Source organism: Armatimonadota bacterium, from assembly GCA_016789105.1.
GTDB lineage: Bacteria > Armatimonadota > Fimbriimonadia > Fimbriimonadales > Fimbriimonadaceae > UphvI-Ar2.
In genome coordinates this window covers 46420-69567 of record JAEURN010000002.1, presented here as the reverse complement: position 1 = coordinate 69567, position 23148 = coordinate 46420, and the positions used below count along the sequence as shown (strand labels likewise).

The window sequence follows — 23148 nt, the reverse complement described above, 5'->3', positions numbered from 1 at the left end:
TTATTCGCCGTCGCCCATTTGGGTTGCTGTCCCGCCAGATGCACTGGCCGCGGCTTTTTGAGCCTGGGATTTTGCCGCTTGACCGACTCCGCCCCCGCCGCCACCGGAGCCCTGAAGGTTTTCAGTTCCGGTAACCGGGGCCATCCCGCCGGCACCGGCGCCATGGATTTGGACGCCCGTGTCGCCACCTCCCGCAGGTGCGGAACCCTTGTCAGCCGATCCGGCCGGGTTCCCCGCTGGGGACTCCCCACCGGTGGCAGGTGCCGCCTCTCCGAGTTTGCCTTCCGGTTCCGGCGGGGCGCATCCTACCAGGGCAACAACGGCAACCAGGGCGAAGATGGCGATCAAATTTTTCATTGCCGGATTCTATCCGAATCAGTCGCCGTCAGAATCTTCGACTCTCTTGGGCTGTCCAAACCGCCGGGTGGTTCCTGGATAAGGCTCATCGCCTTTGACGGCTTGCCAGATGTCCCGGTTGAGCGCCTGCTCTTGCCGGATATCCATTTGGTCGGGCTCGGAGAAGTCGATGGTATCGACGAGCCCTTTGGGGGCGCGTTCCGGGTTTTTGGCGGAGAGATCCTGTTTGGGCGTCCGCGCAAGGTACGGCGTGAGATCCAATTGGTTGCGGAAGGCGTTATAGAACGGGGTTGCCGCCGCATCAAACTGGGTCATCGGTTGGGTTCCAAGGATCAGGCTGATCGTCCGGAGGATGGAGGTCGTCGTGTAGTGGGTGCTGTCGATCCCGCGCCCCCTTGTGTAAGGAGAAATGATTTGGCACACCGTGCGGTGCGCATCCACGTGGTCGGGGCCGTTTTGGGCATCGTCTTCGACGACAAAGATTACGAACTCCTTCCAAAGGGAACTTTTGGAGATGGCTTCCACGATTTTGCCAAGGCCGAGGTCATTGCTGGCCACGGCGGCTTGGGGAGTGGCCGCCCCGGGCCTTGTCCCAGAAGTGTGGTCTTCGCTGAGCGCCATCACCATGAACGAGGGCATGGTGCCTTCCCGTTCAAATTTGTGGAATTCGTCGATGAAGATCTCAACGTACTGGTAGTCCCTGGCCCCGGCGCGGCGGGCGGCCGCCCAATCGGTGTTGGCCCGGTCGGTCGTGTGGTAGTAATAGGTGCGGTACGACTTACCCGAAAGCCGCACGCGGTCCCAAATGTAGCCGTTGGGCGGGGTGGAAAGGTTGGGGCTGAGCCTTGGAGCTGGCTTCCCGCTATATTGCTGGGGCCAGGTCCGTTGCATAAACTCGGGGACATAGGCACCCTTTGACCAGTGGTGCCCGTCCACGCTGACCTCCCCGCTGGCATAGAAGTTGTCGAGGAGCACGAAGTCACGGGCCAATTGCCGGTGGTTGGGGGCGACATCTTCGCCAAAGAGGTTGAGCTTCGGATCGCCGTTGCCATAGGGCTTGCCATCTTTGGTCAAGTTGCCCATGACTTGGTCATAGGTGCGGTTCTCTTTGATGATGTAAAGCACGTGCTTGATCGGCGAAGGGTCGCCAAGCCGGCTGGGGATGGGGTTGGAACCGGGTTTGGGCGCACCCGCCGGTTGGTTTTCGACGTTGGGGCGGTATTTGGCCAGGGCGAGCACGGATTTTGTGGCGCTGGCCAATTCTTGTTGGCTCAGGGGTTTGACAAGGCTGAACGTTCCTTGCATCAAGCTGACGATATAGGGGTATCCCTGGGGCGCGACCGGATCGATTTTGTCTGTGTTGCCATTGGGGCCGGTGCCAAACCCTTTGCCGGCCGATGCCAAAAGGCTGCCATCTTTGAGAACGGCCAGCGCACACGGGTAGTGGGCTGTCGGGATATAGCCCTGGATGTGGGCATGACCCCGGGTTGAAACGTCGATTTGGGCGACGGCGTTGTTGTCGGCCAGGGCCACATAAAGGATTTGCCGTTTGGCATCCAGGGCCAAGGCGTCTGGGGTTGAACCGGCGGGGGCGTCGGGCCATGGGCGGACATTGACCCTCTCTTCGCGGCTAAGAGTGTAGAGGTCGAAAATCTCGGCGGTGTCTTCGTTGCCGCAGGCGACGAACAACCGATCGCCTTGGACGAGGATGTCGTTCGGATGAGCGCCAGTGGGCATGGTCGCCGTTTCTTTGAGTTCGCCGGGATCGATTTCCGCGATGCGGCCCGACCCTTGCAGCGAGACATAGAGTTTGCCGTTTTTGCCATCCACGACGTCGAATGGGCTGGCGGTTGGTTCAAAGTCGAGCCGGGCCAAGGTTTGTCCATTTTCCGGGTCGATCTTCAGCAATGCGTCGCTGGCGGCACTGGCGATGAACAGCTTTCCGTCGACGAGGGCGAGCCCGCTGAACCACCCGCTGGCACCGGTGAACCCTTCGATCTTGAGCGGATCTTGGCGGGTGGCCAGGCCTGCGCCATCGACGGCAAACGGAACGATGGAGTTGCTGGTTCCGCCACTGACATAGACGGTGCGGCTATCTGGCGACCAAGCCATGCCGATCCAGCCCGCGGGGATGCTGGCTTTGCTCGCGGTGGCACCGGTGGTTTGGTCGACGATATACAGGCTGTGGGTGCCTTGCCCAACAGAGACGAAGGCTTGCCATTTGCCGTCGGGGCTCAATTCGCCCCCTGCCATCAGGTTCCCAGTCTGAGAGGTCTGGCCGAGCGGCTGGAGCTTCCATCCACTCGGGAGGTAGGTGACCGGCTTGGACTGGACAAACACGGTTCCGGCGGTGGCAAGAGCCCCGGCGAAGACGGCAACAAGGACGGCGTTGGTTTTCATGATTCACATTTGAGAGAAGGTGTCAGATTTCTCGCGGCCCGGCAATTGGATTTCAAGGTTCAGGTCTTTCCGGGTGAAGGGACAGTCCTGGGTTTGGCCACCCAACTCGATGGTCAAGGTGTGGTCGTCCTTTTTCTTCCAGGTGCCAAAGGTCTCTTGGCCGTTTGCTGTTAGTTTGATCGATCCATCGGCTTGGATGTCCAGGCTGAGGTTGGTGTCCGACTGCCCAGTCCAAAGCCCGGTGGGGGCGGAAGTCATTTCGGAGTCGGGCGGCGGCTTTGCCTGTCCACAGCTGGCCAGGACGGCAAGGGCCAGGGTGCCGATTACGGCGGTACGGAGCGATTTCGAAAAGAGCATGGTTGATTCAGGGAAACGAATGTTAAGTGGATGTGAAATTTCAGCATGGAATCTTGGGTTTTCCGCGAGAATTAACGGGGCGTTAACCGTAGCGATAGAGCATTGGGGAGTGCCCTTCGGCCGTACCCTCAGCCAGTTGGGCAAAAGGCCAAAATCATGAAAATCCGTGGAAATTCCATGGGCAACCGCTCGGCATTCACGTTGATCGAGTTGCTCGTTGTCATCGCCATCATCGCGATCCTTGCCGCCATTCTCTTCCCTGTGTTCGCCCAAGCGAAGCAAGCTGCCAAAAAGGCCAACTCCCTGTCCAACCAAAAGCAGATCGCCCTGGCAACCCAGATGTATGCCGGCGACTACGACGACACTCTTCCCGAAACCGGTTGGGATGGCCCTTGCCAACGCCCGGCCGAGATCCACACTCTCACCAGCGCCAGCGTTGGCGATGCCTTTTGGAGCGGCGTCTATGCGTTCCCGCTTGCCAACCAACCGTACATGAAGAACCTACAGCTGGTTCAAGACCCGGCTGACCCTGACAAGGGCGTGTGGGGCAAAGAAGGTTCGTACTGCTATGAAGCCCAACTCGTGGCATTCGGCATCCAGGGCGCATACACGGGAATGGCACCCGTTGCCGGTGCGATGGCTAAGGCGTTCCCGGTCAGCTATGCGGGCAACTACTTCTTGGCACGCGCTTATGACGCCCCCCGTGGTTCGACGACGGACAAGGGTCGCATCCTGACCGAAATCGTGAACCCGGCTAACGTCGTGTTCACGGCCGACGTCGGATCTGCCCGGTTGGCCAGCGGCGGCGTCTTTGCTGGTTGGTACATCGCGCCGGGTTACGGCAACAACGGTAACGGGACTGGCCGCTGGGAACGGGGCGGACGTTATGGCAACGGCCGCAACTGGACGTTCACCGACGGCCATGCCAAGTTTGTCAAGGACACCGACTACAAGAATCCGGATGGGACGACGAAAGCCCAACGGAACATCATGTGGGAGTACCAACAGCGCGGCATCTATTCGTTCCCGGAAACGCCGGACAACAACTACTGCCCGAAGGGCGACACGACTTGCACCACCCTTTCCAACCGGAAGTGGTGATGCAAGCCGGTTGATTTTCGGCCCGGGCCCCGCGTTTTGTTCGCGAGGCCCGGGCCACCGTTTTTGAATACCCAGATGAAACCAATCCCGATTGCCGTTGCCGTTTTTGCCTGCGCCTTGCTCATCCCCGGGTGTGGGCCTGCCGACCCTCCTGAGATCAATAAAGGGATTGCCGACAACTACCAAACGTTTTACGACAAGGGGGCGTCGGATCGGCCGGGCGCGGCCGCTGCGCTCCAGGCTGCCAAAAAAGCTGACCCTGCCAACGGGTATTCGGACTACCTGGAATCCTGGTTGAAAGTACAAGACAAGGATTTCGCCGGAGCCCTGGAGGCGATCAAAACTGGGAACGGGGCGAAAAAGGTGGTGATCTATGTCACGGCCCCGCCTCCCACGGATTCGATGCCGACTCTTGGCCGGGTTCGCCAAGTCGGATTCTCTACCGAGAAGTTCGCAAGCTTCCCGGACATTGCGCCTGAATACTTTTCAGAAGTCCGGAAAATGGGTTACCGAGTTGCCCAGGCCGAACCGGTCTGCAGCCTCTCGGTTTTGAACGGGGCAGGGGTGGTGCGCAAGGCGTACCAGAGCGAAATCGAGTTCTGGAAATCCAAAAAGGATCAAGCGAAGGTCGAGGCAACCCAAAAACAATTGGATGCCTTTGCGGCTTGGTACGACACCTTTCAAACGGACCTGGCTTCCAAGGTCGCCGACCTTGTTGAAGAAGCGGCGAAGGCGGCGGGGATGAGTGAGTCGGAGAAAATGGATTACGCCCAAGGAAAGCCGATCAAAGACGCCCACAAGGTGGAAGTGGCCGACAAAAAGAGGGAAGCACTTTACGCGGAAGAGATCAATTCGCTCCGCAAATCCCTGAAAACAATGCCGAAACCGGAGTGATCTGGAAGTTTTGCTAAAAAATTAGCACAACTCCTTGCAAATCGGTTCTGCTTGTGCTAGATTTTTAGCATGACACGGTTTTCCAAACGGGAGCAACAGATCATGGAATCGGTTTATCGGCTTGGCCGAGCGACGGTTTCGGATGTGATCGGTCAGTTGGCCGACCCGCCGAGTTATAGTTCCATTCGGGCCCAACTGCGGATCCTGGAAGAAAAGGGGCATCTCCGCCATGAGGAGGTTGACGGCAAATATGTGTATTTCCCGGTCGAAAGCCCAAAGGCGGCAGGAAAAGGGATGTTGGGCCGGGTGGTGGACGCTTTTTTTGGCGGGAGTCATGGGGCCGCCGCCCTCAGCTTGTTGGGGGATGACCGCACACGCCTGACCGAGGCCGAGATCACCGAACTCGAAGCCCTGATCGCCCGGGCCAAGGAGGGTACGGAGTGAACTGGTGGAGCGCGATTATGGAGGCCGTTCCTGCGATGGGGCTGTTTGCCGGTGCGGTCGGCTTGCTTTTGTGGGTTGCGTTGGCCTTGCCTGGCATTTCCGCCCGCGGGAAGATGGGTTTGGCCTTGGGTTTGGTTGGTTGCGGGGTTTTTGGATCGCAGGTCGTGGGAATAGTGGGGAATGCCAGTTTCGTCCCAGGGCCACCGGTATTCAAATACGGTCCCAGCCGCGCCGAAATCGACGACAAAGTTTCGGCACGCGTGTGGGCGTTATCGGACGCGCAGGCCGTGAAGAGCCCCGGTGATTGGATGCGGGCAACCGATGCGGAGCGGGCCAAATACTTGCCGCCAAGAGACGCGACCTGGTTCTACATCGGCGGGATGGCAGTGGGGGTTCTCTCCGTCGCGGCATTTGCCCTGAGAGCCCGCAAGGCCCTTGGATGTTCGCGCGTCGCCCCTGATTGGATTTTGGAAATTCTAGGCGAAGTCGACCAGTCGCCGGCGAAGGGTCGGGAATGCCTCTTGGCTTTGTCTGACTCGGCGACGGTGCCGTGGTCTTTGGCTCCGAAGTGGATCGTATTGCCATCTGCGGCCATCGATTGGCCGGAGCAAGAGGTGCGCTTGGCTTTGAGGCATGAGGTCGCCCACTTGCGCAAGGGTCACGGCTTTGCTACGTTGGGTGCTGCCCTGCTGGCCTGCTTGGGTTGGTGCTTCCCTTGGATGTGGCCTCTGCCCCGATTGATCCGCAACCTGGCAGAGCGCGCCGCCGACGAATCTGTGTTGGCGCACGGCGGCGACCGGATCGCTTATGCCGAGCTGCTCCTGCGGCTGGGCCGGGAAGTCTCGGGGGTTCCCCGAACCGCCCTGCCCATGGTTGAATCGGGCGGGCTCAAATCCCGGGTCTCGCAAATCTTGCATGGCCGCCTCGAGAGCAAGGATTGGGGGCGGCGCGGCGTGGTGGCCGGCATTTTTCTCGCGTCCCTGCTCGGCCTGATGATCGGGTTGAGCGCGCGTAGCTATGGGATGCAATCTGTGGCGGGAACAAAGCCTTACCAGCGGATTCTGGAATTGACGCCCCAAAACAGGTTCCGGGCCAAAGATCGGGACGGGTTCACCTGCCAGGTTGAGAGCCTCGTCCAGATGAGGGATGGAAAGCTGATGAGGTGGACCCCTGCTGGAGGCTGGGTTCAGAACACCGAGGAACTGGGCCTCTACCAGGGGAGCATCGAATCCGGCAACGTGTTATTGACGGCGAAAATCGACGGATGGCCGTCGATCGAGGGCGACCGGGCGTACTCCCTCTCAAATGGGAATGCGGTCGCCTGGGATGGCCGGGTTTCCACGATGATTTACAGCCTGAACGTCGCTCGGGGGCTGACAGACCTCGTGTATTCGCGTTCGCCGTGGCAAGAGGTTGGCCGGATGGAGTTGGGCGGGGTGCCACAAGGGCGGATCGCCGGATTCAAAGGATTGAAGTTCCGGCAAATGGATCAAATCAGCCGCAACGACTTGGCGGAACATGAGTTCTTGGTCGATTACGGGCAGATCATGGTACCGAGCACCCCGCCATTCGAGTTCAGTTACGATTGGCAAGTGATCGACAGGGGGGCAACGGACCGGAGGGTCGTGTTTGTGATGAAAGATGGTCGCCGGGAAGCCACACGACAGTTCATGGTGGATCAGCGGGCTTCGATGCGGGAAACTTGGCGCGCCTATGTTGACGGGAAGGATGTGGCCGCGGTTGTGATGGAAGAACGCCCCGTTCTGCGGCTGGACATTTCCGGTTTGCCCTGTGCGCAATGACGGGTGGGGCCAGGGAGACCTGGCCCCACATGAGCTGTCAGGACTTTTTGCGCCGCTTCAAGAATGCCAAAGCGGGGAGCGCCAAGGCAAGGGTAGCTGGTTCGGGCACCGCCTCGTGGTTGATGGTGACGGTGTTGCCGTCCCATGTGTTCTTGTTGTATTCATTTGTCAGCACGACGGCCGGGCTAGATGCGCCGACTGACCCACTCGCTTGGACAAACGATTGCAGCAAAACAAACCAGTGGGAATTGGCACCAAGGATGTAGTTGGGAGTCGTGGCGATTGTGTGGTTGTAAACCTGCAGGCCGTTGCCGGTGAGATGGGCCAGCTGGACGGCCCCGGTTGAAAGGGCGAGGAAACTGGTTTCCCCAAACTCGTAAGTGTTGTTGTTGTTGGCGTCTTCGAATTGGTAGAGGAGCACGGCCCCATAAAGCGAGGCATCCAGGCTATCCGTTCCCGCCCCCCCGCCGTAAACGAATTTGCCGTCGAATGTGGCTTCCAGGGAATTGAACCGCACCGGCGTGTTGTCGGTGGAGAAGCTGTAATAGACATTCCGGCTGTCGAAAGCGCCAACGTTTGCGCTCGGTGTGACCTGCATGGAATCGATGCCATCCGAGGTGAACGTGGCTACCGGCGTCCCGAAATTGGAGTCGATGAAGAGGGGGTAGTTCCCCACCGCCGTGCCGCCAATAGTCAGTCGATCGTTCATTGCGCCGTGATAGCTGAGTTGGGCGCTGGCAACTGCCGTTGCAAGAAGGGCCAAAAAGGCCAATGCTGGTTTGATATTCATTTGCATCCACTCCAATTGCCGAACCACTGCCCGGCGAACACCCACATTGTATCAAACCACCGTCCAAATAGGGGATGTTTCTGTAAATGTTTTGTCAATAATGGGGCCGATTCCGATGGGCATAGGTAGCATCATGTCTACATCCCCGGAGTAGAATGGCCGCTGGCCATGAGCGAGAAAATCGTTGTCCGCGGCGCGCGTGAAAACAACCTCAAAGATATCACGGTGGAAATCCCCCGGGACAAGCTGGTGGTCATCACGGGGTTGAGCGGCAGCGGCAAGAGCAGCCTGGCCTTTGACACGATCTATGCGGAAGGGCAGCGGCGGTATGTCGAAAGCCTGAGCGCCTACGCCCGCCAATTTTTGGGCCAGATGGACAAACCGGACGTGGATAGCGTGGAGGGTTTGAGCCCGGCCATCTCCATCGATCAGAAGAGCACGAGCCGGAACCCTCGCTCGACGGTGGGCACCGTGACGGAGATCTATGACTACCTCCGGATCCTTTATGCCCGGATCGGGATCCCCTATTCGCCGGCTACGGGGAAACCCATTGAGCGGTCGAGCCCGGAAATGGTTGTGGATGCCACGATGGCATTGGGCGACGGCGCGAAAATCCAGGTTTTGGCCCCGGTGGTGCGCGGCCGCAAAGGGGTCTACCAAAAGGAATTGGAGGACATCGGCAAGGCCGGGTTTGTCCGGGTACGGGTGGATGGCGAGATGTACGAAGTCACCGACGACATCCCGATGGACCGATACAAGCAGCACACGATCGAGGTTGTGATTGACCGGTTGGTGGTCAAGGAAGGGATTGAGAGGCGGTTGGCGGATTCGGTTGAGACCGCGCTAAAAATGGGAAAAGGGCTCGTCACGGTTAGCCATGAATCGTCTGGCGAATGGGTGGATGTGCTGTTTAGCGAATTCTATTCGTGCCCGGAAAGCGGGTTCACGATGCCGGAACTGGAGCCCCGGATGTTCTCGTTCAACTCGCCCTATGGGGCTTGTCCGGAATGCACCGGCTTGGGGACCAAAACCGAGTTCGATGCGGACTTGTGCATTCCGGATCGGTCGAAGCCGGTCCGAGACGGGGCAATTGTGCCGTTTGTCTACAAATCGGGCGAAGTCAAAGAGTGGTGGCCGCAGGTTTTAGATGGGGTCGGCCGGGCGATGGGGTTCGATGCGGAGGGGCCGGTCAGCGCCCTCACGGAAGAGCAGTTGGATGCGGTTTTGCACGGGTTGGGCAAGCCGATCACCGTTCAAATGCAGTATGCCAAGACGACCCGGGAGTTCAATACCAAGTGGGATGGCGTGTTGAACGTGCTCAAAAAGAAATATGAGCAGACCGAAAGCGAATGGGTCAAAGCCGACCTGGCGCAATACATGCGGACCCGTCCTTGCCCGGCATGCGGTGGCAAGCGACTGAAGCCGGAGAGTCTTTGCGTGAAATTGGCGATGCGCGACATCAGCGAAATCACAGACATGAGCGTGGGCGACGCCTTCCAATTCTTTGAAGGTCTGTGGGAAAAACTCAATGAGCGCCAGCGGACGATCGGCGAGCGGGCAGTGAAAGAGATCCGGGAACGCCTGGGATTTTTGAACGATGTGGGCTTGAGTTACTTGAATCTCAGCCGGTCGGCAAATACCTTGGCCGGGGGGGAAGCCCAGCGGATCCGCCTGGCCACGCAGATCGGGAGCGGGTTGATGGGGTGCCTTTATGTCCTAGACGAACCTTCGATCGGCTTGCACCAACGCGACAACGCCAAGCTCATCGAAACCCTGGTGAGGCTGCGTGATTTGGGTAATACGGTGATTGTCGTCGAGCACGACGAAGACACGATGCGGGCTGCCGACTGGCTAATCGACATCGGGCCCGCGGCCGGAGAACATGGCGGGAAGATTGTGAACGAAGGTCCGTATGAAGACTTTGTGAAGCGCGATTCGCCGACGTCGCGCTACCTGACCGGAGCCGACCGGATCGAGGTTCCCAAGCAGCGCCGGAAACCGCGTTCGGCCAACCCGCTCGGCAAGCAGGGGAAAAAGTGATGGCAAAGAAAACTTGGGCGCAAAAGATGGAGTCGGGCGGAGATCCGGAGATCGAAACCGCTGCAAAAGATTTCAGCTGGGTGAAGGCCGGGACGAGGATTTTGATTTTGAATCCGCGCATCGTCCGGGACCGGGTGGCCAAGCTTGGCGTGGGCGAATTCAAAACCCCGGCCGAGCTGCGCGAGGAGTGGGCCGGAGAGTACGGCGCGGACATGACCTGCCCGCTGACGGTTGGCATATTCCTGCGCATTGTGAGCGAGGCGGCCTGGGACGAGCACCTGGCGGGGGCGCCGTTGGATTCCGTCACTCCCTTTTGGCGGGTTGTTGACCCAAAGTCGCCCCTGGCTAAGAAGCTCCGGTGCGGGCAGGAGTTTTTGGCTGAGATGCGGGCGAGGGAGGCGGCTTGAGCGACTGGCTGGTTTTGAAGAATGCGCGGGGGCATAACTTACAGGGGGTCGATGCCGCGATCCCCCTGGGATGCCTGACCTGTGTCACCGGGGTGAGCGGGAGCGGCAAATCCACCTTGATTCAAGACACGTTGTTCCCCCGGTTGATGTACGAGCTACACGGCACACGAGGGGTTTGGGAACCGCATGACGAATTGTTAGGTCACGAAGAGATCGACAAGGTGATCGACATCGACCAAGGGCCGATCGGGCGGACCCCGCGCAGCAATCCGGCGACCTATACCGGGACATTCGACATCATCCGCGACCTGTTTAGCAAAACCCAGGATGCCAAGCTCCGCGGATACAAACAGGGGAGGTTCAGCTTCAATGTGAAGGGCGGACGGTGCGAAGTGTGCCGGGGCGATGGGATCATCAAGATCGAGATGCACTTTTTGCCGGATGTGTATGTGCCGTGCGAAACCTGCAAAGGCCGGCGCTACAACCGCGAAACGCTAGAGGTCAAATACAAGGGCAAATCCATTGCCGATGTTTTGGAAATGACGGTGGAGGAAGCGTGTGAATTCTTCAAGCCGATCCCTCGAATCTTCAAAAAGCTGGAGACCTTGTTACAGGTCGGGTTGGGCTACATTCGAATGGGCCAAGCGGCCACCACCCTATCGGGAGGCGAGGCCCAGCGCGTCAAGTTGGCAACCGAACTTTCCAAACGGTCGACGGGCCGGACGCTTTATATTCTGGATGAGCCGACCACGGGCCTGCACTTTGCCGACGTGAAGTTGCTGCTTTCTGTTCTCCACCAGTTGGTGGATCAAGGGAACACGGTTTTGGTCATCGAGCACAACCTGGATGTGATCAAAACGGCGGATTGGTTGATCGACATGGGACCGGAAGGAGGCTCTGGCGGCGGCACGGTCGTGGCCACCGGAACCCCCGAAGAGGTCGCGGCCGTGACAGGGAGCCACACCGGGGCGTTTTTGAAGCGGATCTTGGGTGAAACGGCTAAATCAGCTCGACAATCGGGATGACGAGGGGCCGTTGCCGGGTGGATCGCCAAATGAGCTTTCCTGAGGCTTCGAGGATCTGCGCCGACAAATAGTCCGGAACGGTCAGCTCGGAAGGCGAGAGTTTGGCCAAGATGCTGCTCAGGTCGTCCATCACGTCTTCGACGGCACCAGCTTCGGCATTGAGCCCGCGGACATCCGCCCGGGGGCGGGTCGCCAGTTCGCCATGCTGCCGGTCGACGACGACTGTGATGACGAACACCCCATCGTGCGCCAAAGTGTGACGGTGCCGAAGCACGGATTCCGAGACTGGGACGTGCGAATTCTGGTCGATGAAAACCTCACCAAAGGGCGCACCTTCTTCAACCCAGGCGCTTTCCGGCCCGATGTTAAGGGTCTGACCGTTTTCCAGAGTGTAGATCCGGTGCGGCGCATGTCCCCACTCCACCAAAAGGTCAGCCATTTTTCGTTGGTGCCTGGGTTCGCCGTGGACGGGGGCAAAGTAGAACGGCTTGGTCAGTTCGTACATCTGTTTGATTTCGTCCTGGCTGGCGTGGCCGCTGGTGTGGACGGGGGTGGGGTAGTCGGTGATGACCTTTGCCCCTTGCCGGATCAGGTTGTTGACAACCCTCCAGATTCCGCCTTCGTTGCCCGGGATCGGCCGGGCGGAATAGACGATGGTATCGCCTTTGCGGACTTTGACCCGGTTGTATTCCCGGCGGGACATCTGGCTGAGGGCGGCATTGGGCTCCCCTTGCGAGCCGGTGACGATGATGACGACCTGGTCGTTGGGGAGTTTGGTGGAATCCTCGATGGGGACGGTGTCCTCGCGGGCCACATTGAGGTAGCCCAGACGCCGACACAAGTTGAAGGTCTGCTCCATCCGCCTCCCGGCGATGCTCACTTTGCGGCCGGCGGCTTTGGCCGAATCGCAGATTTGCTGCATCCGGTGGATGTTGGAGCTGAATTGGGTGACAAAAACCCGGCTTTCGGCGGCGGAGAAAATTTCTTTGAGCGACGGTCCGACTTCGGATTCTGAGTTGCTCCACCCGGGGCGGTCCACGTTGGTGGTGTCGCACAAGAGCAGGAGGACGCCTTCCTCCCCGAGTTCTTTGAGCCGGGATTCATCGGAAAGGAGTTTGTCGACGGGTGCTTTGTCGAATTTGAAATCGGCGGTGAACAGGATGACCCCTTCTGATGTGTGGAAGGCGATAGCGCTCGTTTCGGGGATCGAGTGCGTGACGCGGACGGGCTCGATTTCAAAGCCACCAAGTATGAACTTTTCCCCTGGGGTCATCCGGACGAACTTGGGCTCGATGTTGCGGGCCCGTTCTTCCAGTTTCATGCCGACCAGCGCTTCGGTGAGGGGTGAACAGTAAAGCGGGACGTTGAGTTCGGTGAGCAGATAGCTGAGGGCCCCGACATGGTCTTCGTGGGCATGGGTGAGAACAATGCCCCGGACTTTCTCGCGGTTTTCCAGCAGGTAAGTGAAATCGGGGATGACGATGTCGACGCCGTAATGTTCTTCGTGGGGGAAGGAGATGCCACAGTCGACCACGACGATATCGTCGGCCGATTCAACGACGGTGCAGTTCTTGCCTATTTCGCCGGTGCCGCCCAGGGGGATGATTTTGAAAAGGGACATAGGGGGAGGAAGGTTCAGGGTACCTTCGCTGGGTGAATCGTCCCCTGCCGGATGGCGGTTGGAACATTCGGGCGGGACGCGGAATTCCCTTGTTTGTGAAGATTCCTCTCATGCTGGCCGCCACGGCGCTGACCTTTTCCGGATGCTCTCCGTCCCTCCCGGCCAAAGCCGCGGCCCCAGCCCCGCCCGCACAAAGCAAACCGGGCCAACTGTCCGGGACGGTCAAGGTCGGTTCGCCGGCCCCGGATTTTGAACTTCCCGACGAATCTGGGGTCATGTGGAAGCTGAGCGACTATCGCGGCAAGACCGTCTTGCTGGATTTTTGGGGATTCTGGTGTCCTTACTGCGTTCAAGAGTTGCCCGACCTGCGGAAGATTAACGACTCGCTGAAAGGGCGGGACTTCGTTCTTCTTGGGATCAACACCGATGCAGCCGATGCAGGCCAGATCAAGAAGCAATTGGCAAAGAGCCCGGTGGATTGGCGGCAGGGCCTGATCCCGGATAAGGCCCCGATGCATGCGGATTACCAGGTGAGCGAATTCCCGACCAAGGTTCTGATTGACAAAAAGGGGACGGTTGTGTACATCGGCAACACGATCACCAAAGAGGCCATCGAACCGTATTTGTAAGCGGCCTTTGATATACAATGGCAACCATGGACAGAATTTGGATTAGCGCCCTCTCCCTCGGATTGGTCCTTTCCGTTGCCGGGTGTGCCAAAGATCCAGAGCCCATGCCCAAACCGGAGCCTAAGGGAGCGATTTCCTCGGCTTCGCCTTCCGGCGCTCCCGCTCCGTCCGCGGGCGCGGCTATGCCCAAGTCGCCGATGGCAAAACTTTCGGAGACGGTGGCCGTAGGCAAACCAGCCCCCGATTTTGCCATTAAGGACGAAAAGGGTCAGGAGTGGCACCTTTCCGACTACAAAGGCAAAACCATCCTGTTGGACTTCTGGGCGTTTTGGTGAAGCTCATGCGTTTCGGAGCTCGGTGAGCTCCGCGAATGGAACGACGAGTTCGGCGGCAAGGACAAAGGCTTTGTCTTGATCGGCATGAACAACGATGACGACATGACGGCCGAGGAGTTTGTTTCCGAACTCAAAAAGTCAAACGTCAATTGGCGTCAAGGCAAAATGGGCCCCAACTCAAAAATGAACAAGGACTATGCAGTTGACGCCTTCCCGACCAAGGTTGTGATTGGAAAGAATGGGAACGTCCTCTACATCGACAACTTCATCGACAAAGACACTTTAAAAGCGCTCATCGAAGCCGACAAGTAGTCGGCAATGCGAATTGCAGGCGGGCTTAGAGCCCGCCTCCTTTTATTTTCTTGGCGCTTTCTTTCAGAGAAGCGCGAACCTGTTCGATCTGGGCTTTGGTGAGCTTGGAGGTGTCGGCAACCATTTTGAGGAAGTGTTCGATTTCGCTATCTTCCACCGGGAACCCGATATTGCCGGGCTTTTCTTTGTTGGGGTTACTGGTCGCCAAAACTTTCCCGGTCTTATCGAGCATCCCAAAGAACGGGATCCCGACTTGGTCGCCCCCCATCCGATGCCTCAGGTCGTCGGCTCCGGGGTTTTCGTCAGCTTTGTGTTTGTCATCTTCGTCCACTATCAGGACGACCACAACGTACTGTTTGGCGACGAGCTTTCCCGCCTCGGTGTCGTGCATCCAGTCATCCATGCGGTGGCACCACCCACACCAGCTCGCGCTGAATTTGACGAGGATGTTTTTGTTCTCTTTGGCGGCCTGCTGTTTGGCCTTGGCCATGATAGTGTCCGCGGATTCGGCGGCGAACGAAGCGGCGGCAAGCACGAGCAATGACGCGACGAGGGCAACTCTTTTCATATTTGGCAGTGTACTGGTTGAACTCTTAAACCGTGTAGATTTCTCAACTTATTTTCTCCTCCTTCTGGTAGATTAATGTTGCAAAGATGCAATTGGCATCTGGGGAGTGGAGCACATGAAACGAGCACTTTCACTGATTTTCGCCGTGTTGCCGTTTGCCGCGTTTGGCCAAGTGGTGTGGACAGACAACTTTGATTCCATGAGCCTGGGAAGCCTAAACGGGCAAGGCGGTTGGTCCGAAAGCGGTTCTGCAACCAACATTGTTGGGACGGTGGGCATTGTCTCGCCGTTTTCGGGCACGAGGATGGCCACCCAGCAGCCAACAACCGGAAGCGCGGCAGGGATCCACTTGCCGACGGGTTGGTCGGGCCGCACGGTAGGGAATGACATTCTGAGCATGTCTGGAGCGATTTATGTCACGGCCGGAACCCAAAACCTCGGTTCGGCAATCATCCAGGTTCTCGGACTTGGAGGCTCGGGGGCAACCCGCATGGGTTTTGCCGGGATTGCCAACAACAGTTTCGTTTATGGATCTGGGAGCAATCTTTTCACTGGCCCGGCCGCAACAATGAACACTTGGCACCTGATGCGACTGGATGTGGACACGGTCAACTTTTCAACCAAAATGTACGCGGACAACGTCCTGATCGGATCTGACACCTATGACCCGACGGCCGTTCTGAACAACTGGGGGTTCCAGAGCACGGCGCTGTTCGGCCCGGTTTCGAATCCGGTATTTTTTGACTCGATGCAAGTGGCAGCCGTGCCAGAACCGGTTTCAATGGTCGGCCTGGCGGTTGCCGGGTTGGCGTTGATCCGCCGCCGATCGGTCAAACGTTGAACAGGAAGTGGAGGACGTCGCCTTCTTGGACGACGTACTCCTTTCCTTCGGATCTCACCTTTCCTTTGGCTTTAGCGTTGGCCATCGAGCCATTTTCAACCAAATCGGCATAGGCGACCGTTTCGGCCCGGATGAACCCCTTTTCAAAATCCGTGTGGATGACGGCGGCGGCTTGGGGGGCCTTCATGCCTTTAGTGATGGTCCACGCCCGGGTTTCTTTGGGCCCGGTTGTGAAGTACGTTTGCAGCCCCAGGAGGTCATAGGTGTGGCGGATGAGGTTCTGGAGTCCAGATTCCGTGATCCCGAGGCTTTCCAAGAATTCGCCTCGGTCTTCTTCGGGCAATTCGATGAGTTCGGCTTCGATTTGTGCCGAGATGACGATCATGTCGTTCCCTTCTGCTTTGGCGAATTGTTCAACCAATTGGGTGAGGCTGTTCCCGGTGGCGATGTCCTCTTCGTTCACATTGGCGGCATAGATGACGGGTTTGAGGCTGAGCAGTCCCAAGTGCCGGATGGCTGAGGCTTGCTCCTCATCGAGTTGGGCTTGGCGGGCGGGTTTGCCATCTTCCAGCAGGGGCAGAATTTTTTCGAGGGCCTCGACTTCGGGTTTGGCGTCTTTGTTGGTTTTGGCATCTTTGCGGGCGCGCTCAATGCGCTTTTCGACCTGGGCCAAATCGGCGAGGACGAGTTCCAAGTTGATGACGTCGATGTCCCGCAGAGGATCGACGGATCCGTGGACGTGGGTAATGTCATCGTTGACAAAGCACCGGACGACATGGACGATGGCGTCGACTTCGCGGATGTTGGCCAGGAACTGGTTGCCGAGTCCCTCGCCCTTGGATGCACCTTTGACCAGCCCAGCGATATCGACGAATTCCACCCGTGCAGGCAGAATGTTTTCGGAACCTGAAATCTTGGCGAGGACTTCTAATCGGGCATCGGGGACGCTGACCATTCCCACATTTGGCTCAATCGTGCAAAAGGGGAAGTTGGCCGCTTGTGCCTGGGCGTTGGCGACCACGGCGTTAAAGAGGGTTGACTTCCCGACGTTGGGGAGCCCGACGATTCCGGCTTGGAGCATTGGGAATGATTATGCCCGGTTGACTATTCTGCCAAAGGACTCGCCTTAGGAAGGTTGATTATTAGTGACAGAAACAGTTCTTCAGCACCTTGGTAGTACTTTGTCATCTGCTCCATTGACTCAGCAAAGTCGCCATGCACATACTTACTCCGTATATTGTACAGATCGGAGAAAAGTCTTTGCGGATCGACTCCCATGATGACCGTGTCCCTCGGAACATAATCGCGAATTACCCGCTTCACCGCAGCAGAGATGGATTCTCTTTTGAGGGAGCCTAGTCTACTCATCAGCAATTTTTGGGTATCCGTGTCGAGCGAGGACTTTCGGACACATTCTACGCATTCATCAATGATTCGCATTTGATCGTCATCAACCGGCTGTGTATTTGCTAAAGACTCAATAGCATAAATCAAAGTTAGAAACTTCGCCTCGATAGTTTTTTCGAACTTGGACGTAGAGTAGATATCGATCGCTTGTAGCACGGTCATTGAATAGTTGCTTTCTTCATAGTATGAAGTAATTTCTTCACAAAATAGTTTTGCCTGACGGATCACAGAAACCTTCGCAGAAAAATCAACAAATATCGGTCTTGGCGGTACCTCAAACAACTTGCTTCCAAAATATGCATTCAGCCTAGGCCGGCCATCGGCTTCCTGCATCACTCTTGCAAACCACGGTGATATACCGCCGGTTCGCTGAAAACGGCCCAAATTTAAGCCAACTTTATTGGTGACTATATAGTGATGGAGAGCATTTTGAGTTAACATCAAAATTTCCTGCGCATTTTTCAAAGTTGGTACTTCAATTGACAAGACTACATTGCATCCGGAGGTCTGACCATCGATAGGAGATTCAAGTGAAAGCATTGAAGGGTAACCCAAAATTTCAAAGCGAATCTCACCTTCGTCAAACGACAAACCTTGTCCATCTATAAACTCAAATACTGATCGGACTAAATACGGCATAGATCTATGCCCCGTAGGGTGTCCAGATGTTCTTGACTTGCACGGCCCGGCGCAAGAATTCTGGGTGGGGCTCATCAAACCGTTGCCCATCTCCCAGGCACCATGTTTGTTTGAGGTTGCCGGCGCTGAGCTCTTGGATGGCCATTGCGCCTTGGGTGCCAGAAAAGTGCCACACAGAGTCGATCCCCAAGTGTTCGGCGACGGTCTTTTCGAGGTCGGCGTGGGGTGCTGTGAGCAGGTTGAAAACGCCTGCCGGGACATCGGAGGCCTCAATGATCCGGACGAGTTCTAGGGCGGGGAGGGGGTTTTCGGCACTGGGGATGGCGATTACCGCGTTGCCCATGGCGATGAGCGGCATGGTGGCGGCAAGCAGACCCAAAAGCGGTTGGCCATGCGGGGCAAAGCTGGCACAAATTCCGATCGGTTCGTTGCGGGTGTAGACCAAAGCGCGGAGCGGCACCTGGTGCACCGCCCCATCGTATTTGTCGGCAACCGCCGCATAGTGGGTGATGAGGCCAATGGAGTCTTCGAACTCTTGCTGGGAGATCCCGGCGTCGGCAAGCTGCCCGTGGGCGGCCCGGAGGTTTTCGGCCAAGTAGTAGAGGATTTGGGTTCGCAAAAATGCCGACTGGTTTGCCCATGCCGGTTGGGCGGCGGCGGCCGCCTCGACAGCATTGCGGACGTCTTTGCGGTTGGCAAGGGCAAATTCGTGTCCGGCCGCAGAAAACGAATATCCACCATCTGGGCGAACCTGTTTGCCGCCGATGTACAGTTTGTGCGTCCGATCTTGGTTGGGGGCTTTGGGCAGGCTTGCCCCTTGCACGCCGAGGGCGGTTGGCATCAGGGGTTTAAGGTATTCGTACAGGCCTTCTTGCCCGCCTTCGCGGCCAAACCCGGATTCGCGGTACCCGCCGAATCCGGCCGAGGCATCAAATTGGTTGGTGCAGTTGATCCAAATCGCCCCAGCCTTGATTTGGGCGGCAATATCGTGGGCGGTGTCGATGTTTTGAGTCCAAACGGAGCCGGCAAGTCCATAAGCGGTGTTGTTGGCTAGGACAACGGCTTCTGCAGGCGTGCGAAAGGTCATGGCGACCAGTACGGGGCCGAAGATCTCTTCCTGGGCCACTGTGGAGGCGGGCTCCACGTTTGTGAGGAGGGTTGGCGGGAAATAGAACCCATTGGATGGCAGGTCGCATTCGGATTGGAAGATCGTCGCTCCTTCTTCAACCCCTTGGTAGACCAGGTGCCCGATGCGTTCCAGCTGAGTCCGATCGACGATCGCCCCTAAATCGACGGCCTTGTCGAGGGGATTCCCAGTCCTCAGCGTGGTCATGCGGGTGCGGATTTTTGCATAAAAGGCATCCGCGATGGATTCTTGCACCAAAAGGCGGGACCCAGCACAGCACACTTGGCCTTGGTTGAACCAAATGGCATCGACCAGCCCTTCGACGGCGGAATCGAGGTCGGCGTCGTCGAAAACAATGAACGGGGATTTGCCGCCAAGCTCAAGGCTGAGCTTTTTGGGCGTGCCAGCGGTTGCTCTGCGGATGATCCGCCCAACCTCTGTGGATCCGGTAAATGCAATCTTATCCACCAAAGGGTGGTCAACAAGCGCGGCCCCGGTGGATCCGTCTCCCGTCACAATGTTCACGGTGCCGGGGGGGATGCCAACAGCCGTGCAGGTCTCGGCAAAGAGCAGGGCCGTCAAGGACGTGAATTCGGCTGGCTTAAGGACAACGGTATTGCCGGCGGCGAGGGCGGGGGCGATTTTCCAGGCCAGCATCAACAGTGGAAAGTTCCAGGGGATGATCTGTCCGCAGACGCCCACCGGGCCGTATCCGGCAAACCGTTCCGATTCGGCGATTTTGGCAAACCCGGCATGGTAGTAAAAATGCCGGGAAACCAAGGGGATGTCGATGTCCCGGGTTTCCCGGATCGGCTTGCCGTTGTCAAGGGTTTCGAGCACGGCAAACAGCCTTGAATTTTTCTGGATTTGCCGAGCCAACGCATAAAGAAGTTCCGCCCTGCGCTGCGTCCCCAAGGCCTGCCAGATCGGCAAGGCCGCCTGGGCAGATTCAACCGCTTGGTTGACAATTGCCGCATCCGATTGGCCAATTTGAGCGAGTTCGGTGCCGTCGGCCGGGTTTATCGTGGCGAAAGTGGAAGGGCAGGCCACCCATTGGCCCCCGACATAAGCGCTGAATACCCGGTTGTGCGCATCAAGCCATGTGAGGGCGGCAGCGGCATCTTCGGGAGCCGGGCCATAAGGCAAGTCGGGGAGGAGTTCGGTGATTTTCGGCATAAGGGTTCAGCCCATCGGGTGTCGGTTGTAGGCACTGTAGCGGCCAGTGAGGAAGTGTTCCAACTGGCGCTCGATATCGGCGAGGAGGGTTGAGGCCCCGATGCGGAACAAGTGGGGCGAGAGCCACTCGGGGCCAAGTTCGTCTCGCATCAGCATCAGGTATTCGGCGGCTTGTTTGGCCGTTCGGATCCCTCCGGCGGGTTTGAAACCGATTTGGCATCCGTTGCGGCCGTGGTATTCCCGGATGAGCCTGGCCATCACCAGGGCAAAGGGCAGGGTGGCATTGACGGGTTCTTTACCGGTGGAGGTCTTGATGAAATCGGCTCCGGCCATCATGCAGACGGCAGAAGCCCTGGCCACGTTGGTATAGGTCCCCAGTTCACCAGTGGCAAGGATCGCTTTGACATGGGCGGCACCACAAGCTTCCCGGTAAAGGCTCATTTCCTCATAGAGGGATTTCCAATCTTGACGGAGGGCATGGGCCCGGGTGATGACGATGTCGATTTCGTGCGCCCCGGCCTTGACCGATTCGCGGATTTCTTCGACCTTTTGGCGTAGTGGGCTTAACCCGGCCGGGAAACCGGTGCTGACGGCAGCGACGGGGATGCCCGATCCGGAAAGGAACCGCACGGCATCCGCAACATAGGCATGGTAAACGCAGACGGCTCCCACGTGGATCGGAGCGATCCCCAACCCGCGAACCACCGGCAACGGAAGGGGTTGTTTGGCCTTTGCGCAGAGCCGGTGGACGTTGCCAGGCGTATCGTCGCCGCTGAGGGTCGTCAGGTCGATGCACTCGATGGCGCGGATTAAATAGGCGGCCTGGTATTCCTTTTTGACAGTCCGTCGCTTGGCAAACGTTTCGGCCCGGCGGTCGATGGCGGAGCGGTTAACGGTCAAGGATTGCACCCAATCCAGGTCGAGAGGTTGGCCTGGGTTGCGTTGGGCGGGCACTGGCAGGTTCTGGGTGGGATCTGCTGCCGGCATTGTTGCGTTGTGGGCCGCAACGGTTTGGGATTCGGATTGGGCCACGGGGAGCCGCGAGTATATCTCAGCTTGGAATTGAGGCCACGAACCGAACGACGAGTTCCTTGAGTCCGACCCAGTCGGTGTACTCGTAGTCTCGGCTGGTGTCAGTTTCCCGGTTTTCGTGTTGGCTGATCGACCTCATGATCATTCGTTTCACCCAATCATATTGGACATATTTGAGGGCCCCGGCAACGGCATGGCATTCGGTGGGCCTCAATCCGGTTTCTTGGAGAAAGGTGTCGATGCAGTCCTGGCAATCGGCCCGATGGGATTCGTCGTCCACAACGGCCGAAAGGCTGACGCTGAGGAAAAGGGTCGGCAGGGCATTGAGGGCCGTTGCGTTGCGCCGGGCAAAGTGGGCGAGGGCTGCTTGGTGTTTGCCTTGGTGGAGCGAACCGGCAAGGATGGCACCGGCAAAGTCGTCGATGTCCAGATCCGGAGGGATGTGGGCCGCATCGAACACCTCGGCGGGGCGCCCGGTCGACATGACGGCATCTTGAGCGAAAAAGGCGATCTTCCGGGTCTGACCCTCAGTCGTGGCATAAACGATCAGCAGGGGCTTCATGATTAGAGGATAGAAGCAATCCGGGCCGGCGAATAATGCAAAATCAGTGAAGATTAATCTTGTGGCCAGATGGTGAGCCACAAGGCAAGTAGCCAACCGTCAGCGACATGGATTCGCGATGTTCCCAGATTTGAATTGGGGTAGGCATGACCCGGTTTGTCGGCAACCGGAAAAGGCAGGCGTCATACATTCGATCATGAATTTGGAAACATTCAAGTGGCTGGAGGGACGGTGGGTCGGCGAAATCGATGGAGACCCCGTGGAGGAGCATTGGAGCCCCGCCGTTGCTGGCCAGATGACGGCGACCTTCCGATGGCTCAAGTCCGGGAAACCCTGGCTTTATGAGTGGATTTTGCTCGGGGAGTTTAATGGCAAGATCCAGATGCGGTTGAAGCACTTCAACCCCGATGCCTGCGGATGGGAAGAAAAAGATGCCTGGACAGAGTTCACGCTGGAATCGTTGGCGGACATGAAGGCCGCGTTCCGCCAAACCAACAAGGCCGATGGCCCGCTGTTGATGATCGAACGGAAGGGTTCGGATCTGCGGACCTGGTTCGAAAGCGAATCTGGCCGACCCCCCGTTGCCGGGGTCTTCACCTATCGCCTCACGTGAACAAAGTGGGCATCAGCGTTTTGGCTGCACTGACAACGAATTGGACGGCGAGCGCGCAGAGCAGCAGCCCCATCAATCGCGAAAAAATCGCAATACCGGTGTCTTTGAGGATCCGCAGAAGCGCGGACGAACTCAACAATATCACGTAGGAAGCGACAGCGCACGCCACGCAGGCGGCCAAAACCAGCCCATAGCCGGCGACCGTCGGTTCAAAGGCTTTGGCCCGGCTGCCGAACAGAATCACGGTTGAAATAGATCCGGGCCCAACGAACAACGGCGTCCCGATGGGGACGACGAGGTCGCGGAACCGAGCCCTGGCTTCTTCGAACGAAGACAAGTTTTCGTGGGATGCCACAAACCGGTCGACAAACCTGGTAGTGCCTTGGATCATGGCAAGCCCGGTGCTAAACAGCAGGATCCCTCCGGCAATCTGGAACGCAGGGATCGAAATCCCAAAGAAATCCAGCACCGCCTCGCCCCCGATGAGGCAGATCGAGAGGGCGACGACGACGAAGATTCCAATGACGGCGGCCATAGACCGCCGAACTCCCGGTTTGGCGTTTTCGTTGACGGCGAGGAAGACTGGAACGATGCTGAACGGGTTGAGCACCGCGAATATGGCCGCAAAGGCCGTGAGGAAGAACTGGACCGAACCTGCGGCCATATTTAA

Annotated in this window: 23 protein-coding genes and 1 pseudogene; 12 read left to right on the top strand and 12 right to left on the bottom strand. The window is 58.0% G+C overall.

All coding sequences use genetic code 11. The features are described 5' to 3' along the window. Genes JNM28_01165 through JNM28_01155 form a run of 3 tightly spaced genes read right to left on the bottom strand, consistent with a single transcriptional unit; the run spans position 1 to position 3114 of the window. A complete protein-coding gene (locus JNM28_01165) occupies positions 1 to 357 on the bottom strand; it encodes a hypothetical protein (GenBank protein ID MBL8067036.1) in 357 nt (118 codons plus the stop codon). A gap of 18 nt (positions 358 to 375) precedes the next feature. Then, complete coding sequence (locus JNM28_01160) at positions 376 to 2757, bottom strand: hypothetical protein (protein ID MBL8067035.1); 2382 nt, start codon at positions 2755 to 2757, stop codon at positions 376 to 378. Between the two features lie 3 nt (positions 2758 to 2760). After that, positions 2761 to 3114, bottom strand: coding sequence for a hypothetical protein (locus JNM28_01155; GenBank protein ID MBL8067034.1), 354 nt, complete (start codon positions 3112 to 3114; stop codon positions 2761 to 2763). 156 nt (positions 3115 to 3270) lie between these two features. Here JNM28_01155 and JNM28_01150 point away from each other — a divergent pair, with 156 nt between their 5' ends. From JNM28_01150 to JNM28_01135, 4 genes are all read left to right on the top strand, one after another. Beyond that, positions 3271 to 4215 carry a prepilin-type N-terminal cleavage/methylation domain-containing protein gene (locus JNM28_01150; protein ID MBL8067033.1) on the top strand — a complete coding sequence of 315 codons (945 nt, stop codon included), beginning with the start codon at positions 3271 to 3273 and terminating at the stop codon, positions 4213 to 4215. Positions 4216 to 4290: 75 nt separating this feature from the next. Further along, a complete protein-coding gene (locus JNM28_01145; protein ID MBL8067032.1) occupies positions 4291 to 5109 on the top strand; it encodes a hypothetical protein in 819 nt (272 codons plus the stop codon). Between the two features lie 69 nt (positions 5110 to 5178). Continuing rightward, positions 5179 to 5553 carry a BlaI/MecI/CopY family transcriptional regulator gene (locus JNM28_01140; GenBank protein ID MBL8067031.1) on the top strand — a complete coding sequence of 125 codons (375 nt, stop codon included), beginning with the start codon at positions 5179 to 5181 and terminating at the stop codon, positions 5551 to 5553. Further along, positions 5550 to 7355: a M56 family metallopeptidase gene (locus JNM28_01135; GenBank protein ID MBL8067030.1), complete on the top strand. Its 1806-nt coding sequence runs from the start codon at positions 5550 to 5552 to the stop codon at positions 7353 to 7355. Before JNM28_01140 ends, JNM28_01135 begins: the two co-directional genes overlap by 4 nt. Before the next feature lie 37 nt (positions 7356 to 7392). Here the strand turns inward: JNM28_01135 and JNM28_01130 are convergent, their stop codons facing one another. Next, positions 7393 to 8145, bottom strand: coding sequence for a hypothetical protein (locus JNM28_01130; protein MBL8067029.1), 753 nt, complete (start codon positions 8143 to 8145; stop codon positions 7393 to 7395). A 168-nt stretch (positions 8146 to 8313) separates the two neighbouring features. On the opposite strand from JNM28_01130, the gene uvrA reads away from it, so the two are divergent. The 3 genes and pseudogenes from uvrA to JNM28_01115 all read left to right on the top strand — a co-directional run bounded on the left by uvrA (position 8314) and on the right by JNM28_01115 (position 11617). Beyond that, entirely contained in the window at positions 8314 to 10185 is a 1872-nt protein-coding gene (gene uvrA / locus JNM28_01125; protein ID MBL8067028.1) for an excinuclease ABC subunit UvrA, read from the top strand. Next, positions 10185 to 10592: a hypothetical protein gene (locus JNM28_01120; GenBank protein ID MBL8067027.1), complete on the top strand. Its 408-nt coding sequence runs from the start codon at positions 10185 to 10187 to the stop codon at positions 10590 to 10592. The genes uvrA and JNM28_01120 overlap by 1 nt, the downstream gene beginning before the upstream one ends. A 5-nt stretch (positions 10593 to 10597) precedes the next feature. Further along, positions 10598 to 11617: pseudogene (locus tag JNM28_01115) on the top strand (excinuclease ABC subunit UvrA). Here the strand turns inward: JNM28_01115 and JNM28_01110 are convergent. After that, positions 11592 to 13238, bottom strand: coding sequence for a ribonuclease J (locus JNM28_01110; GenBank protein ID MBL8067026.1), 1647 nt, complete (start codon positions 13236 to 13238; stop codon positions 11592 to 11594). The pseudogene JNM28_01115 and the gene JNM28_01110 overlap by 26 nt on opposite strands. A 95-nt stretch (positions 13239 to 13333) precedes the next feature. Between JNM28_01110 and JNM28_01105 the strand changes: the two genes are divergently transcribed. The 3 genes from JNM28_01105 to JNM28_01095 all read left to right on the top strand — a co-directional run bounded on the left by JNM28_01105 (position 13334) and on the right by JNM28_01095 (position 14514). Further along, on the top strand, positions 13334 to 13867 hold the full coding sequence (locus tag JNM28_01105; GenBank protein ID MBL8067025.1) for a TlpA family protein disulfide reductase: 534 nt from the start codon (positions 13334 to 13336) through the stop codon (positions 13865 to 13867). Between the two features lie 182 nt (positions 13868 to 14049). Continuing rightward, a complete protein-coding gene (locus tag JNM28_01100; protein MBL8067024.1) occupies positions 14050 to 14202 on the top strand; it encodes a redoxin domain-containing protein in 153 nt (50 codons plus the stop codon). A gap of 84 nt (positions 14203 to 14286) precedes the next feature. Then, positions 14287 to 14514 carry a hypothetical protein gene (locus JNM28_01095; GenBank protein ID MBL8067023.1) on the top strand — a complete coding sequence of 76 codons (228 nt, stop codon included), beginning with the start codon at positions 14287 to 14289 and terminating at the stop codon, positions 14512 to 14514. Positions 14515 to 14539: 25 nt separating this feature from the next. Here JNM28_01095 and JNM28_01090 read toward each other — a convergent pair whose 3' ends face one another. Then, positions 14540 to 15082 (bottom strand): thioredoxin family protein, encoded by a 543-nt coding sequence (locus JNM28_01090; GenBank protein MBL8067022.1) that lies wholly within the window; start codon positions 15080 to 15082, stop codon positions 14540 to 14542. Positions 15083 to 15197: 115 nt separating this feature from the next. On the opposite strand from JNM28_01090, the gene JNM28_01085 reads away from it, so the two are divergent. Beyond that, positions 15198 to 15923, top strand: coding sequence for a PEP-CTERM sorting domain-containing protein (locus tag JNM28_01085; protein MBL8067021.1), 726 nt, complete (start codon positions 15198 to 15200; stop codon positions 15921 to 15923). Here JNM28_01085 and ychF read toward each other — a convergent pair. The 5 genes from ychF to JNM28_01060 form a co-directional block, all read right to left on the bottom strand. Then, positions 15913 to 17004 (bottom strand): redox-regulated ATPase YchF, encoded by a 1092-nt coding sequence (gene ychF / locus JNM28_01080; GenBank protein ID MBL8067020.1) that lies wholly within the window; start codon positions 17002 to 17004, stop codon positions 15913 to 15915. The two genes, JNM28_01085 and ychF, sit on opposite strands and share 11 nt — an antisense overlap. 23 nt (positions 17005 to 17027) lie before the next feature. Further along, the gene (locus JNM28_01075) at positions 17028 to 17969 is read right to left on the bottom strand and encodes a hypothetical protein (GenBank protein ID MBL8067019.1); all 942 of its coding nucleotides are present in this window, start codon (positions 17967 to 17969) and stop codon (positions 17028 to 17030) included. Between the two features lie 4 nt (positions 17970 to 17973). Then, positions 17974 to 20271 (bottom strand): aldehyde dehydrogenase family protein, encoded by a 2298-nt coding sequence (locus JNM28_01070; protein ID MBL8067018.1) that lies wholly within the window; start codon positions 20269 to 20271, stop codon positions 17974 to 17976. Positions 20272 to 20277: 6 nt separating this feature from the next. Beyond that, positions 20278 to 21258: a deoxyribose-phosphate aldolase gene (gene deoC, locus JNM28_01065; GenBank protein ID MBL8067017.1), complete on the bottom strand. Its 981-nt coding sequence runs from the start codon at positions 21256 to 21258 to the stop codon at positions 20278 to 20280. A gap of 64 nt (positions 21259 to 21322) precedes the next feature. Beyond that, positions 21323 to 21865, bottom strand: a complete 543-nt coding sequence (locus tag JNM28_01060) for a protoporphyrinogen oxidase (GenBank protein MBL8067016.1) — start codon at positions 21863 to 21865, stop codon at positions 21323 to 21325. 196 nt (positions 21866 to 22061) lie between these two features. Between JNM28_01060 and JNM28_01055 the strand changes: the two genes are divergently transcribed. Next, complete coding sequence (locus JNM28_01055; protein MBL8067015.1) at positions 22062 to 22478, top strand: hypothetical protein; 417 nt, start codon at positions 22062 to 22064, stop codon at positions 22476 to 22478. On the opposite strand, the gene JNM28_01050 is transcribed toward JNM28_01055, so the two are convergent. Beyond that, positions 22471 to 23142 carry a MarC family protein gene (locus tag JNM28_01050; protein MBL8067014.1) on the bottom strand — a complete coding sequence of 224 codons (672 nt, stop codon included), beginning with the start codon at positions 23140 to 23142 and terminating at the stop codon, positions 22471 to 22473. The genes JNM28_01055 and JNM28_01050 overlap by 8 nt on opposite strands. Positions 23143 to 23148 lie beyond the last annotated feature (6 nt).